Annotated in this window: 19 protein-coding genes; all 19 read right to left on the reverse strand. The window is 55.2% G+C overall.

What is annotated here, in order from left to right:
* Positions 1-34 precede the first annotated feature (34 nt).
* The 19 genes from H9L16_RS12105 to H9L16_RS12190 all read right to left on the reverse strand — a co-directional run bounded on the left by H9L16_RS12105 (position 35) and on the right by H9L16_RS12190 (position 12793).
* On the reverse strand, positions 35-415 hold the full coding sequence (locus H9L16_RS12105) for a hypothetical protein (protein ID WP_187551912.1): 381 nt from the start codon (positions 413-415) through the stop codon (positions 35-37).
* A 115-nt stretch (positions 416-530) separates the two neighbouring features.
* Positions 531-1058: a Cif family virulence factor gene (locus H9L16_RS12110; RefSeq protein ID WP_187551933.1), complete on the reverse strand. Its 528-nt coding sequence runs from the start codon at positions 1056-1058 to the stop codon at positions 531-533.
* A gap of 117 nt (positions 1059-1175) precedes the next feature.
* A complete protein-coding gene (locus H9L16_RS12115) occupies positions 1176-1514 on the reverse strand; it encodes a YnfA family protein (protein WP_187551934.1) in 339 nt (112 codons plus the stop codon).
* 123 nt (positions 1515-1637) lie between these two features.
* Complete coding sequence (locus tag H9L16_RS12120; protein ID WP_187551935.1) at positions 1638-2099, reverse strand: methyltransferase family protein; 462 nt, start codon at positions 2097-2099, stop codon at positions 1638-1640.
* 114 nt (positions 2100-2213) lie between these two features.
* Positions 2214-2591, reverse strand: coding sequence for a hypothetical protein (locus H9L16_RS12125; protein ID WP_187551936.1), 378 nt, complete (start codon positions 2589-2591; stop codon positions 2214-2216).
* A 1212-nt stretch (positions 2592-3803) separates the two neighbouring features.
* Positions 3804-4073, reverse strand: a complete 270-nt coding sequence (locus H9L16_RS12130; RefSeq protein ID WP_187551937.1) for a hypothetical protein — start codon at positions 4071-4073, stop codon at positions 3804-3806.
* A 646-nt stretch (positions 4074-4719) separates the two neighbouring features.
* A complete protein-coding gene (locus tag H9L16_RS12135; protein WP_187551938.1) occupies positions 4720-5400 on the reverse strand; it encodes a hypothetical protein in 681 nt (226 codons plus the stop codon).
* Between the two features lie 123 nt (positions 5401-5523).
* Positions 5524-5865: a low molecular weight protein tyrosine phosphatase family protein gene (locus H9L16_RS16250; protein WP_233449390.1), complete on the reverse strand. Its 342-nt coding sequence runs from the start codon at positions 5863-5865 to the stop codon at positions 5524-5526.
* A gap of 115 nt (positions 5866-5980) precedes the next feature.
* Positions 5981-6652: a hypothetical protein gene (locus H9L16_RS12140; RefSeq protein ID WP_187551939.1), complete on the reverse strand. Its 672-nt coding sequence runs from the start codon at positions 6650-6652 to the stop codon at positions 5981-5983.
* Positions 6653-6764: 112 nt separating this feature from the next.
* Entirely contained in the window at positions 6765-7115 is a 351-nt protein-coding gene (locus H9L16_RS12145) for a hypothetical protein (RefSeq protein WP_187551940.1), read from the reverse strand.
* 694 nt (positions 7116-7809) lie between these two features.
* A complete protein-coding gene (locus H9L16_RS12150; protein ID WP_187551941.1) occupies positions 7810-8178 on the reverse strand; it encodes a hypothetical protein in 369 nt (122 codons plus the stop codon).
* A gap of 446 nt (positions 8179-8624) precedes the next feature.
* Positions 8625-8966, reverse strand: a complete 342-nt coding sequence (locus tag H9L16_RS12155; protein ID WP_187551942.1) for a type II toxin-antitoxin system PemK/MazF family toxin — start codon at positions 8964-8966, stop codon at positions 8625-8627.
* Positions 8953-9189, reverse strand: coding sequence for a ChpI protein (locus tag H9L16_RS12160; protein ID WP_187551943.1), 237 nt, complete (start codon positions 9187-9189; stop codon positions 8953-8955). The genes H9L16_RS12155 and H9L16_RS12160 overlap by 14 nt, the downstream gene beginning before the upstream one ends.
* A gap of 146 nt (positions 9190-9335) precedes the next feature.
* Complete coding sequence (locus tag H9L16_RS12165) at positions 9336-9677, reverse strand: hypothetical protein (protein WP_187551944.1); 342 nt, start codon at positions 9675-9677, stop codon at positions 9336-9338.
* A gap of 164 nt (positions 9678-9841) precedes the next feature.
* Positions 9842-10198: a hypothetical protein gene (locus H9L16_RS12170; RefSeq protein ID WP_187551945.1), complete on the reverse strand. Its 357-nt coding sequence runs from the start codon at positions 10196-10198 to the stop codon at positions 9842-9844.
* A 117-nt stretch (positions 10199-10315) separates the two neighbouring features.
* On the reverse strand, positions 10316-10777 hold the full coding sequence (locus H9L16_RS12175; protein WP_187551946.1) for a hypothetical protein: 462 nt from the start codon (positions 10775-10777) through the stop codon (positions 10316-10318).
* 103 nt (positions 10778-10880) lie between these two features.
* Positions 10881-11225, reverse strand: coding sequence for a hypothetical protein (locus H9L16_RS12180; protein ID WP_187551947.1), 345 nt, complete (start codon positions 11223-11225; stop codon positions 10881-10883).
* Positions 11226-11968: 743 nt separating this feature from the next.
* Positions 11969-12277 (reverse strand): hypothetical protein, encoded by a 309-nt coding sequence (locus H9L16_RS12185; protein WP_187551948.1) that lies wholly within the window; start codon positions 12275-12277, stop codon positions 11969-11971.
* A gap of 105 nt (positions 12278-12382) precedes the next feature.
* Positions 12383-12793, reverse strand: coding sequence for a hypothetical protein (locus tag H9L16_RS12190; RefSeq protein ID WP_187551949.1), 411 nt, complete (start codon positions 12791-12793; stop codon positions 12383-12385).
* Positions 12794-12864: the final 71 nt, after the last annotated feature.

Raw genomic sequence — 12864 nt, forward strand, 5'->3', positions numbered from 1 at the left:
CGAGCCGCGAAGCGGTCTCGGCTTGAACGAATTGTTAGGCACGTGGCAGTAGGCGCTCACGTTCTAATATTTCCATTACCGCCGGCAGTGTGTATTGCTGCCATGGAATCACTGCCGCGGGCATATTTTCACGCCGATACGCGCCTGAGTCGAAGGCCTGGTAAATCTCAAACGGAAGCCCAGAAAACTCAATTCCTACATAGACAGCGAGGCAGTCCATGGTGCAAGCGGCGGCGCCGTAGCCAATCTCACCGTAGGAGAACTCGACAGCAACGTGTTTAGCTAGGAGCTCAGGGAAGTCCTCGGGTACAGCCCCGTGCTTCAAGCAAAATGCATCAACAGCCCCGTCGGTGAGGCCGTTGCGAGGAAATGCGTCAACGCACGCTTTGACAAGTTGCTGAAGTTCTTCGTCCACTGCCTAACGCCTGAGTTAAGCCGGACCGCTGCGCGGAACGGCGGAGTGGTACACGTCACCATGCAGCCGAGCCGCGAAGCGGTCTCGGCTTGAACGAATTGTTAGACCCCACTCATTACTGCGGTACAGGATCCCTTTGGGACCAAATGACGGAGATGATCTTCCACCCGTTGTCACTGCGAACGAGGTGCCACATCTCACGCCCCCAATGTTCTTCTTTCCCATTGACTAATAGAGAGTAGTTGAAATTCACGGAGGCGATTTCGCCGTCTGTGTCTATGACTGGGTCCCGAAACACTTCTTCAATGGATTCCGAGCCAACCGCGGTAATTCTATCGATCATGGTCAAGAAGTTATTTTCTGGCCACCTCACTACTCGGCGTACTTCAGGCACAAAAGTCTTGAGTCGTGCAACCCGTGCATCGTCGTCTACGAGTTGCCAGGTAACGTGGGCAGGGTTGTCTGACACAAAGAGGGTGACAAAAGTCGCCTTGTCTTTCTTGATGATCGATGTGCGAAATGCTTCAACTACCTCACGAATGGCCGCAACGTCCTTAGGATCGTTTTGGGCGGCTAATGCAGGCTGCAGGCCAAACGAAAGTGCCAGCAGGGCAACGAAGGCAAAGGCTCTTAATGAGGACATTTGAACTCTCCGTGGGGTCTAACGCCTGAGTTAAGCCGGACCGCTGCGCGGCACGGTGTGATGGTACACGTCACCATTTAAGCCGAGCCGCGAAGCGGTCTCGGCTTGAACGAATTGTTAGGTCTGCCTTTGTCCGAACATGATGACGCACATGCCCAAGAAACAGAGGCTCACGCCAATCCAGTCCGTGACTGTGGGTTTGACAGAATCAACGGCCCAGAGCCAGAGCAATGCGACTCCAATGTACACACCGCCATACGCTGCGTAGACACGCCCGGCGGCCTGTGGGTGCAAGGTGAGGAGCCATGCAAACGCTGCGAGGCTTAGCGCAGCTGGCACGAGAAGCCAGGCGGATTTGCCTTGCTTGAGCCACAAGTAGGGAAGGTAACAGCCAATGATCTCCGCTAGCGCAGTGGCGAAGAACAGCCCGAGTGTTTTTGCGATCTCAACTAGCATGATTGTGCGGTGCAGACCTAACGCCTGAGTTAAGCCGGACCGCTTTGCGGAACGGCGGCGTGCTACACGCTAGCACGCAAGCCGAGCCGCGAAGCGGTCTCGGCTTGAACGAATTGTTAGGCCTCATAGCCAGCGCGAGACCTGCTCACAGAATGCAGCGTACGCGCCGGGGAAGCGAGTAGAAAGATACCGCTCCTCCGGCTGAATCTGGAACCGCGTGATGTAGAGAATGAAGGCAGGGATGGCCACGAAAGCGGCCGCGTTGCGCAAGTAGAGCGCCCAGCCCAGAAGAATCGCCGCGTGACCCAAGTACATGGGGTTGCGGGTGTAGCGATAAATACCTGAAGTGACCAAGTGCGTGGACAAGGCTGGCCGAAGAGGGTTGATCGTCGTCCCGGCGCGCTTAAACGTAAGTTTAGGGAGAAGGTTGAGCGCCAAGCCAACAAAGGCCAGGGACATAGCCAAGAGCCTGCGTAGCGGGAGCTCGAACGAGAGTGCCGGCAGAAAGTGGGCGGCACCGAACGCGGCAATACCGAGCAGGGCTAAGACAACGGGCGGCGGTATTTTTGTCTCAAGCCAGCGCATTGTTTGGAATGAGGCCTAACGCCTGAGTTAAGCCGGACCGCTGCGCGGAACGGCGTGATGGTACACGTCACCATTTAAGCCGAGCCGCGAAGCGGTCTCGGCTTGAACGAATTGTTAGGCACGGGCACGTGATCTAAGCAGGGCGGCGAACAGAAGTCCAACAACACCGCCGCAGAACGTTGCGATAAACGGAAGATGGGTTGGCTGATAGGCGAGTCCCTGGTAACGATCTGTTTCCGGATACCAAGAAGAATCGAGTAAGAACCATGCCGCCAAAGCACCAACTACGAGAGCTAGGCAAGACGCCTGGAACTTGCGGCTAGGCGCGGCAACGTAGGTTGTCACCACAACGGCTAAGGCTGCCGCGAATCCCGCTCCAGGTAGATGCCACAAGCCGGCGAGATCAGTGACGATTGAGCCGGTGATGCCGGCAATAAAGAATGCGCCCGCGACTGCGAGAAAGGCTAGGAACCATCGCTCGAACGGCAACATTCTTTCTCCTGTGCCTAACGCCTGAGTTAAGCCGCACCGATTTGCGGCGTTGTGCAAGTGAAGATTAGCAAGACTTGCACGACGCCGCGAAGCGGTGTCGGCTTGGACGAAATGTTAGCGCGGTGCGTAGTCACAGAGGCTCAGGTCGCTCCCCTGATTGCATCCTGACCGTCGAAGCTGGCGTTCGGTCAGGGCCAGCCACCGCTTTTCCCGAGAACCAATGCCTGGAGAAGATCGTCACTTGGCGATCGCGAGCAATCTCGGAGAAGGCAGGAACCAGCACAAATTTTCTAAGAGCAAGTTCCGTGAACTCGTTCTACCCCGCGCTAACGCCTGAGTTAAGCCGGACCGCTGCGCGGCCTTGGGCAAGTGAAGATCATAGCGACTTGCACGAGGCCGCGAAGCGGGCTCGGCTTGAACGAAATGTTAGCGCGGTGCGTAGGCACAGAGGCTCAGGTCGCCAACCTGTTTGCATCCTGGAGGTCGATGTTGGCGTTCGGTCAGGGCCAGCCGCCGCTTTCCCGAAAACCCAATGCTGGAAAGCGCGATTGACCTGCCAATGGCGAGCATCTTAGAGAATGCGGAGAACAGGCCAATTTTTTTAAGAGCAAGTTCTGTGAACTCGTTCTACCCCGCGCTAACGCCTGAGTTAAGCCGGACCGCTGCGCGGCACGGCGGAGTGGTAAAACCTACCACTTAAGCCGAGCCGCGAAGCGGTCTCGGCTTGAACGAATTGTTAGGTGGCATCTCGTTTGGCCAGGGGCACTACACGATTCCACGCCAGGATGAGGGGAGAGGTAGCGATCAAGGCTCCTGCTGCAAAGACTGTTGCCCACCACCCTGGACGTTCTGGAACCAGATAGAACACAGCCAGTATGCCCCCGAGGGATGTTGTGACACTCATCAGCAATGACAGGATGAGAGCCGGTAGCCAAGCGACGCCAACTTTCTTCTTGCATGTGGCGCAACGAATCGATTTGGCAGGGCCGAGCCATGCTCTGGACCACCGTGACAGGCAATACCCGCCGCAATGTGGACACGCGTCTCGCGCCGATCTGTCCATGCCACCTAACGCCTGAGTTAAGACGGACCGCTGCGCGGAACGGCGGCGTGCTACACGCTAGCACGCAAGCCGAGCCGCGAAGCGGTCTCGGCTTGAACGAATTGTTAGCCACGGCCCCGGACATAGAGCTGGCAGAGTCAACCGAAATGTCAGTTCTGACCGACCTTTGTCCCGTTGACGCCCACGTTACGGCCGAACTTCCCAATGCCGTCGTTCTGGGCAATCTTGCTTCCGCTGATTGCCACGTCACTGTTCTTGCTGAGCAACGCGTCCAAGACCTCAACAGTGTCCGAAAGAAGTGAGCCGAGCTTCTGAACTTGGGCGGCTGTCAGGACGCCGCTCGCGGTTGCAGTTTTGAATTGCCTGACATCGTTCTTCAGTCGATTCAACGTAGCTTGTGCGTGGACGATATTCGACATTTGAGTCAGACCTTTTGGTTGAGCAGACGTTGCACTGCATGCCGTGGCTAACGCCTGAGTTAAGCCGGAGCGCTTTGCGGCCGCGGCGATGGTTGAATCTTACGACCATTTCCGCGGCCGCGAAGCGGTCTCGGCTTGAACGAATTGTTAGATGCCATGCCCTGTTCGCGAGAAGAGAAAGCCTTCTTGGTTGTCGATGTTGCAAACAAGGTCTTGGCTATCAGTTCTAGTGCAATGAATTTCAGCAGGCCCGACTTGGCGGCCGTTCTCGCACTCTCCGACTTTGAGGTTGAAGTCAATCTTCTCTCGGCTGGTGTCTACTGTTCCGGCCTGACTACAGGTTGTAGGAGCTGAATTTGGGTTCGGGTAGTAGATCGTTCGCGTGGCATAAATCCCATTGCTGCACATGGTCAGCGTGTTCCTGGCCAAGTCCACTCGATCTATTGTGTGCTTCCAGCACTCTTCCTTGGCCACCTTCTGAGCGACAGAGGAACATCCTGAAGCGGATAGGACGAATACTGCAAATGCGAAGTACTTGAGCATGGCATCTAACGCCTGAGTTAAGCCGGACCGCTGCGCGGAGCGGCGGAGTGGTACACGTCACCATGCAGCCGAGCCGCGAAGCGGTCTCGGCTTGAACGAATTGTTAGGTCGCTCTTGGGGAAACAAAGAGGAATTTGTAGAAAAATTCCCTGCAATCGCTGATCTCAAAGCTAAGCGCGCCGTTTTGAAGTAGGTCAAGACACTCGAGTGCTATTTTCTCCACATCATTCTTTAAAGAAAGAACGTTGATCTTTGAGATGTAGTCATCAAGCGAGTCGTGGTAAATACCATCCCAGGGCTTGCGAGGCATAGTTATTGTTTTTGGCGCATTCGGGTCAAGGCGGAACACAACATTAGTTTTACCGTTGTCGTTCTTAGATAGCAGGCTGCCGTCGTGATAGAGCCCATTTCTCAATGTTGTCAGGTACTCGATTTCGTCTTTCGTATATGCGCTGAAAGAGTGAAGTGCCGCCTTTATCCCGTTCTTGTAATTGGTCGCTTTGGACTTGTTGCGGTAAGCGCCACCAATTTGATCAAGCACAGCGAATGACGCCAACATAGGCGTGTAGATTCTAGTCCTGGCATTAATCGCTGATGCTTGCGCAGTTTCAATCAAGTCATAAAGACTTGAAGAGACATTGGCGTTCTTGATGAGCGTGCGTCTGTGCATCCTGGTGAGATGAATGTAGGCAAGTTCTTCTATCGTGAGATCATCAAGGTTCTTGGACATAAAATGATCGTGCAGCTCAAAGCCGTTTGCATTCTTGAAATTGGAAAAATCCATGCGGTGAGATTCCTTGTTAGCGACCTAACGCCTGAGTTAAGCCGGGCCGCTGCGCGGCTTGGCGATGTGGTAAACGCTACCACTTAAGCCGAGCCGCGAAGCGGTCTCGGCTTGAACGAATTGTTAGCCCGCAGAGCCTGAAGCCAAATGACGAGGAACTTTGGTCTTGAGTAGCTGGATCAGCTCCCGAGCCATGTAGTCGTAGTCATCCGGAATGTCCAAACAGACAACGCGTGCGGCCCCAAGGTGACGTCTAAACTTGGCCGTGAGCTTGGCACGGTGTGAGCGCTCCATGACAAACACGATATGAGCCCACTCCAGGAGTTCAGGCGTGACAGGGTTGTCTGCTTCATTCTTCAGGCCGGCCGATGCCGTCTCAATGCCAGGCCAATCGGCGAACACTTGCTCGGCAGTTGGACTGCGAAGACGGTTCTGACCACATATGAAAAGGACGTTGCGAAGCAAAAGTGATCCTGCGGGCTAACGCCTGAGTTAAGCCGGGCCGCTTTGCGGCCTTGGGCAAGTGAAACTTGCAAGAACTTGCACGAGGCCGCGAAGCGGGCTCGGCTTGAACGAATTGTTAGGTGTCACCAATTGTAATGGACGAAGAGGTCCCTTTTAGTAGAACTTCCCCATTGTGAGCGCTCACAAAAATAACCTTTGACTGGGTGACAAGCCCATCATCCGGAATTTTCTCTTGAAATTTCCAGGCTAGGGAATCCGTTTCCTCTAGATAAACAATTTGTGGATAAAGAGCTTTGTGTTCGTAACCTTTTGAACTGGCAATAGATGCTGCATGTTCGAGAGATATGAATCCGAGTTTTTCAGGGGACTCGGCAAATGCTGGGAGGTCTATTTCTTGAAGAATACTGCCGTCGCTGCGCAGCTTAATTTGTGCGGTATACGAATCAATCCCGACGCTTCTCATTTGAAACTCGAACTGAAGATCGTAAGCGTATACCTCATAGTGGTAATCTTTGGAGCTCGGCTCGTCATGCGCTAGCCGATCAAAATCAACGATTCGTACGCCGGTAAATTTGAGGCGGTCTGCAAATGGACCTAGACGTTTGCGAAGGTGGTCTAGAACCTTCAAACGCACTTGCTCTGGAACATCCGATAGGCTTTTAGATTCAATGGGATCGTAGCGCCCAAGCCACATTAGCGCTGGTCCCTTAGTCACCGGTCTGAGATGCGCGCTGGTGCAAGCATTGAGAGTTGCTAGGGTGAGTATTAAAACTGCGAAATTCTTCAAGTGACACCTAACGCCTGAGTTAAGCCGGGCCGCTTTGCGGCCTTGGGCAAGTGAAAATCATGGTACTTGCACGAGGCCGCGAAGCGGGCTCGGCTTGAACGAATTGTTAGGCCTACAAGGTCATAACTGTACGAATGAATTCACCGGAAGGGCTGTAGACGGCCAAATCTTGATCCCCAGGCCGCTGCGCGCACGAGCCAGTTTCCTGAATCGGAAACACGGTAGCCACACTTACAAGAATTTCATTGTCCCTGTTGCGAGTTAGCTGAATCTCGCACTGCGATTCGGCGCTCCGGCAGCGCTGACCAAAGCGAGACCGCGCGTCATCAAGCGCGGCGCGTTCGGCGCCGCTCAAGTTGTTTCGGTCCGGTTGTTTAAAGCATTCGGGCGTTGGTTTGGAGGATGAGCAACCTGATAGTCCAACAAATCCAAGAATGAGGGCGATGGCGATCGAATTTGTCATGTAGGCCTAACGCCTGAGTTAAGCCGGACCGCTGCGCGGCACGGCGTGATGGTACACGTCACCATTTAAGCCGAGCCGCGAAGCGGTCTCGGCTTGAACGAATTGTTAGGCCTATGCCTCTGGTTTGCACGGGAGTGGTGAAGGCGTAGCGCCAGGAGTTGCGTAGGAGTAGACATCCATCTTGGATAGATACCACTTACCTCCAAGCTTCTGGAAGATGTATCGAGCGTCAGCGACGCCTTCCGGTACCCCGAGAACAACTGATCTCGTGTCGTCGTTGGTTGCCGTCTCTACTATGTATCTGGCGTCGGATTGTGCGAGATCTGCAGAATCCGGTAGTACGTCCCATCCGCCGCGATGCATTCCCGAAATGCTGCATGGAATGCGCCGGGAAGCGGCCGCTGTCAAACCGTCTTCCGCAAATTCTTCGGTAGCCATCAACTTAGGAAGAGCGCGCTCTTCCAAGAAACTCTGATCCTTTTGCATCCTTTCAAATGCGACCAGGAAGTCCTCCGCGCTGGGCGCGGCTGAGGGAGGTGAGCAACCCATTAGAAGCGCAGTTGCTGCAACGATAGCCAGTAGTTGTCGCATAGGCCTAACGCCTGAGTTAAGACGGACCGCTGCGCGGAAAGGCGGCGTGCTACACGCTAGCACGCAAGCCGAGCCGCGAAGCGGTCTCGGCTTGAACGAATTGTTAGGGCGCCAGCATTGAACGGTAACGTTCCCTGACGTTCTCAAGACCAATTCCGAACTGCTCGATCTTCTGATGATCCCAACTGCGGGGGTTTACCCAGTACTCGGCTTTGTGCTCGCAGACACCTGCGAGCTCAGCATCAATGTGCCGCAGAGGAATTGCCGCGGCTGACCACAGTCGAACCAATTGAGCCTCGCGCTGGGGATCAATTGCTTGACTGGCCTCAAAGTCTCGATAGTAGAGAAACGTCTCATTGAGCGCTTGCGACACAGCCCTCAAAGCGTTGTCGGCGAGTTCACGCTTATCTTTTTGAAGCTGAGCAATAGGGCCCAGCAGCCCGATAAGTCTTTCGACTACCCACTCCAACATACGAAGATCTCCCCTTGCGCCCTAACGCCTGAGTTAAGCCGCACCGATTTGCGGCGTTGTGCGAGTGAAGATTAGCAAGACTCGCACGACGCCGCGAAGCGGTGTCGGCTTGGACGAATTGTTATGCGCCTGATGCAGTGGGTGAACCCGGCGAGCTGAAGTGATCTTAGGCCCGCGAGGATCGGGATGCGATAGCCGCGTCATGAAAGCCAGGGCGGTGGGCGGTGCGGACCCGCTTTTCCAATGAACACCTGCACTCAGCCAATACCAAACCGCCGACGTGTAACCCGATCACTGTTGCCAAAAAAATCGAAAAGCTCTTTGCGTTTGACCGCGCATAACGCCTGAGTTAAGCCGGACCGCTGCGCGGAACGGCGGAGTGGTACACGTCACCATGCAGCCGAGCCGCGAAGCGGTCTCGGCTTGAACGAATTGTTAGGTGTTGCTTACTGAAGCCCGAGAACCAGCTTTAAGCCGCTGTCCACCTTGTCCATAGCCAAACCAGTCAGGGTCTTGACCTTGGAAGTAAGAACAGCGCGATCTAGCGTGATCAACTGCGAGACATTCACAACGGAAGGCTGAGGCAACCCGGAGTCTGACTTGGTGATGCGGACGTTGCCAGGTGCCTCTGCCAAGGCAATATTGGAAGTGATCGTAGCGACAATCACCGTAGCAATACGGCTGGCATTAAACGGGTTGGCTTGAACGACGAGAACAGGGCGTCTGTAGCCAGGGCCAGAGCCCACCGGGCTGGAGAGGTCAGCCCACCAGATCTCACCACGCTTCATGAGCGATGGCTCCAAGCTGGGCAGCTGCCAAGGCAGGATCAACAGGCTCCTGTCCAGCAGCGTAGACGGCGTTTAGTTGTTCCGTCACGAGCGAGTCTTGGCGTTTGCCAAGGTATTCCTGAATGGCCTGGGCGTACAGCTGGCTGCGAGACACGCGAAGGCGAAGGGCAAGCTTCTCCGCCGCGGAGAAGACCGGATCTGGGAGTGAGATGGCTACTTTCATGATCTGAAAGGTAACACCCCGGTATTACCGGTGCAACACCTAACGCCTGAGTTAAGCCGGACCGCTGCGCGGAACGGCGGAGTGGTACACGTCACCATGCAGCCGAGCCGCGAAGCGGTCTCGGCTTGAACGAATTGTTAGGTGGCCTAGTCATACCAGCATTCTCTGGCCAAAAAGCACGTTGATTCATCGAGCGCGTAATTTACTCCGAGACCAGACTCGTTCACAAAACCCCTCTCGCGCACTATCCGAGTCGTCAGCCCTTGAGCTTGGTAAAGCTTGTAGTAATAAGATTGGACGTTGATAGGGGTTGGTGGCCGTAAGGCTGCTGCCACTTTATTGCAAGTATCAGGGTCTAACTTTGTGAGCGAGAAATCTCCCCCATGATTGGCAAAACCCCAGTCGTCAACCTTCACGACCGCAAGCCCATCTGCTGAGGAAAGACGCAGTTCATCCTGAATCAGATATCGGATGCGACGTTTCTCCATCGCCTCGCATCCTGGCAGCACGAGCGCTACTAGGAGTACCAATATTACGCGATGTGTCATGGCCACCTAACGCCTGAGTTAAGCCGGACCGCTGCGCGGAACGGCGGAGTGGTACACGTCACCATGCAGCCGAGCCGCGAAGCGGTCTCGGCTTGAACGAATTGTTAGGCACCAAACTCCTGGACTACCTCAATGACTCCAACAATGTTGTCGTTGAGAGCCTCCAAGTCCTCCGCCGGAACCCACCACTCGGTGTGATACGAGGCCCCGACTTGTTGAACCGGATAGTTGGCCATGAAGGTGGCATTGACGAAGAAGCGGGTTACGGCGCCGTACCCGAAGTCCATGGTGTTCCACTTCTCCGAGATCTCTGCCGCGTACTTCTGATTCGTTACGGGGTAGAAGATCGGCTGCTCAGGTAGGCGAGGCGGCCAACGGCGAAAGCCACTTTCCCGAAGTAGGTCAAGCTCCTTCGGTCCAACTGGCCGGAACATTTCTATGACGTTCGTCGAATCTGTCATTTGGTGCCTAACGCCTGAGTTAAGCCGGACCGCTGCGCGGAACGGCGGAGTGGTACACGTCACCATGCAGCCGAGCCGCGAAGCGGTCTCGGCTTGAACGAATTGTTAGGCCCCAGGCTATTTAACTTGAAACTTCTTGGGCAGGTGCTGGTTGAGTGAATCAACGAGTGACTTTGTGAGCGGACCGGTGGGCCACCTGATTGCACCATCACATTCAAAATCAATGCGCTCCTGGCTGAGCTGGAGCGACAGGCGAGCGTCTGTGCCGTGCCCTACCAGTCCACAACCCTGACTGAAGTCGGTAGCGGATTGAGCTAGCTGAAACAGCCGGACTGTCTCAGTCGGATCCAAGTGCTCTTTGAACTCGATAGTCGTCAGGCCGCTTTTGGTGTCTGCGAATGGCATGGATTCTCTTGTTACGGACAGCTCACCAGAAGACAGAAGCGACAAGCGAATGAAGGGCCCGGTAACACCACCGCCCGTCTTAATCTGCAAAGAATTCTGCGCGACCGTTTGAGATGCGCAAGCGGAGGCTGAGGCCGCGAGGAACAGGGCAAGGACAACGTGAGTTTTCTTCATGGGGCCTAACGCCTGAGTTAAGCCGGACCGCTGCGCGGAACGGCGGAGTGGTACACGTCACCATGCAGCCGAGCCGCGAAGCGGTCTCGGCTTGAACGAATTGTTAGCTGTCATCTGTGCAGACGCGATACGAGATCTTCTGTGACTCTAGAATACTGAGGCACCCAGCAACTTCTTTTGCGCGCCAGCCGTCAAAGAATAGACAAGCACCACAGGTTGCTCCGCCGATTGGCAGGTCTAGGGTGCCTGTCTGCCAAAGCTGCAGTAGTGCACCTTGCTCATGTTCGCGGATTGCTGCTTCCGGCGTGGGGACCACCAAGCGACCACCATCCACGCTAAAGAGGGAGATTTCGCCCGTGATGGGGTTCTTCCAGGAATAGCCATGGCTGACAAATGCCGACGCGAGCTCATCAGCTTTGGCGTTAACGTAAGCGATGAGGATAGTCATGACAGCTAACGCCTGAGTTAAGCCGGGCCGCTTTGCGGCTTTTGGCGAGTGAAGATCATAGCGACTAACACGAGCCGCGAAGCGGTCTCGGCTTGAACGAATTGTTATGCGCCTGACTCAGGAGGTGAACCCGGCGGGCTGAAGCGATCTTAAGCCCGGGAAGATCGGGATGCGAAGATCACGTCACGAAGGTCAGGTTGGTGGGTGGCCAGGAAAGCGAACACTGTCAGCTGCATGGCACGATCAACTGGGGACTTCAGATCGCATGGCCGATGGATTCAAGCCGAAGAAGCGCGGTTACGCGTGACCACGCATAACGCCTGAGTTAAGACGGACCGCTTTGCGGCCTTGTGTAAGTGAAAATTAGCAGACTTACACGAGGCCGCGAAGCGGTCTCGGCTTGAACGAATTGTTAGACCGGTGCCAGCCGTGGCTTTTGAGGAGGAACCCACCATCTGAGCCACGTTTAGAACTGACGATCGCTCTTTGCGAGATGCTGACCCAGAAACGGAGTGCCGGCGCTCTAGCCGGCACGGAGTTTGTGGCGAGGATCAAATGCCTGGGCGAGGCAAAGGAAGAACAAGCACCAACTTCGCTTCACGCTTGTTGACCGGCAATTGCTTCTGGACCGGTCTAACGCCTGAGTTAAGCCGGACCGCTGCGCGGAACGGCGGAGTGGTACACGTCACCATGCAGCCGAGCCGCGAAGCGGTCTCGGCTTGAACGAATTGTTAGGTGCGCCCCTAGTCACCGAGGAACCAAACATATGAATGTGTTGTGCCATGAGCCTCGGAAACAAGTGCGATCAGGTCATCCAGCTGTTTAGCGGGCCTGCCGCCAGCGACCTTGGTGCGGACTTGGTGCAACTCTGAGAGAAGATCAGGCAACTGCAGCTGGTTGAAGCAAGCGTCACCAGCAGGATCGATGTAACGAGCGCACGAGCCGGGCTGTTGATAGAGGAGCTTACTTAGGTTGCTCAGAAGGAAATCAGCGTCCGAAAGCTCGCCGAGAACTTCACCGCGTTCGTTCTTCCAGTAAACGTTGATTCCCATTGCGCACCTAACGCCTGAGTTAAGCCGGACCGCTGCGCGGAACGGCGGAGTGGTACACGTCACCATGCAGCCGAGCCGCGAAGCGGTCTCGGCTTGAACGAATTGTTAGCTTTGTGCGACGCACTTGTTCCCTGGGGTGCGTTCAATAGTTGCCGTCGTCCCTGAGTCTGGAAAGGTCAGAGTGAGGCTCCTTTTGTCCGGGCTTGCGTGGAAGACGAGGGTCCTAGGTTTTTCACCAACGGCACGGCTTTGAACCTGAATCTCATCACCGAAATCGCGATAAGTGACTTCACCTGGTTCGGTCTCTGGGAAGCATTCCTTGTCGTACAGAATGTAAGAGCCATCAGCGCGGAATTCCATGACAGACCCCTCAATATCCTTTTCTTTTGGTGCGGTTGCGTACCAAAAGCCAGTTAGCCATGGCGCAGTTAATTGGCTGTCATCTGCATGGCCGGGCGCCGCGGAGAAAAGCGCAGCCGCGAATAGAATTTTCTTCAAAGTCACCACTGTGTTCATAACAAAGCTAACGCCTGAGTTAAGCCGGACCGCTGCGCGGAACGGCGGAGTGGTACACGTCACCATGCAGC

It is taken from the genome of Thermomonas carbonis, assembly GCF_014396975.1.
In the GTDB taxonomy this organism is placed as follows: domain Bacteria; phylum Pseudomonadota; class Gammaproteobacteria; order Xanthomonadales; family Xanthomonadaceae; genus Thermomonas; species Thermomonas carbonis.

Bases quoted from the DNA above. Each gene is read 5' to 3' on its own strand.
- H9L16_RS12110 (WP_187551933.1), bottom strand. From the start codon at position 1,058: ATGTCCTCATTAAGAGCCTTTGCCTTCGTTGCCCTGCTGGCACTTTCG.
- H9L16_RS12115 (WP_187551934.1), bottom strand. From the start codon at position 1,514: ATGCTAGTTGAGATCGCAAAAACACTCGGGCTGTTCTTCGCCACTGCG.
- H9L16_RS12120 (WP_187551935.1), bottom strand. From the start codon at position 2,099: ATGCGCTGGCTTGAGACAAAAATACCGCCGCCCGTTGTCTTAGCCCTG.
- H9L16_RS12125 (WP_187551936.1), bottom strand. From the start codon at position 2,591: ATGTTGCCGTTCGAGCGATGGTTCCTAGCCTTTCTCGCAGTCGCGGGC.
- H9L16_RS12130 (WP_187551937.1), bottom strand. From the start codon at position 4,073: ATGTCGAATATCGTCCACGCACAAGCTACGTTGAATCGACTGAAGAAC.
- H9L16_RS12135 (WP_187551938.1), bottom strand. From the start codon at position 5,400: ATGGATTTTTCCAATTTCAAGAATGCAAACGGCTTTGAGCTGCACGAT.
- H9L16_RS12145 (WP_187551940.1), bottom strand. From the start codon at position 7,115: ATGACAAATTCGATCGCCATCGCCCTCATTCTTGGATTTGTTGGACTA.
- H9L16_RS12150 (WP_187551941.1), bottom strand. From the start codon at position 8,178: ATGTTGGAGTGGGTAGTCGAAAGACTTATCGGGCTGCTGGGCCCTATT.
- H9L16_RS12155 (WP_187551942.1), bottom strand. From the start codon at position 8,966: ATGAAGCGTGGTGAGATCTGGTGGGCTGACCTCTCCAGCCCGGTGGGC.
- H9L16_RS12160 (WP_187551943.1), bottom strand. From the start codon at position 9,189: ATGAAAGTAGCCATCTCACTCCCAGATCCGGTCTTCTCCGCGGCGGAG.
- H9L16_RS12165 (WP_187551944.1), bottom strand. From the start codon at position 9,677: ATGGAGAAACGTCGCATCCGATATCTGATTCAGGATGAACTGCGTCTT.
- H9L16_RS12170 (WP_187551945.1), bottom strand. From the start codon at position 10,198: ATGACAGATTCGACGAACGTCATAGAAATGTTCCGGCCAGTTGGACCG.
- H9L16_RS12175 (WP_187551946.1), bottom strand. From the start codon at position 10,777: ATGAAGAAAACTCACGTTGTCCTTGCCCTGTTCCTCGCGGCCTCAGCC.
- H9L16_RS12180 (WP_187551947.1), bottom strand. From the start codon at position 11,225: ATGACTATCCTCATCGCTTACGTTAACGCCAAAGCTGATGAGCTCGCG.
- H9L16_RS12185 (WP_187551948.1), bottom strand. From the start codon at position 12,277: ATGGGAATCAACGTTTACTGGAAGAACGAACGCGGTGAAGTTCTCGGC.
- H9L16_RS12190 (WP_187551949.1), bottom strand. From the start codon at position 12,793: ATGAACACAGTGGTGACTTTGAAGAAAATTCTATTCGCGGCTGCGCTT.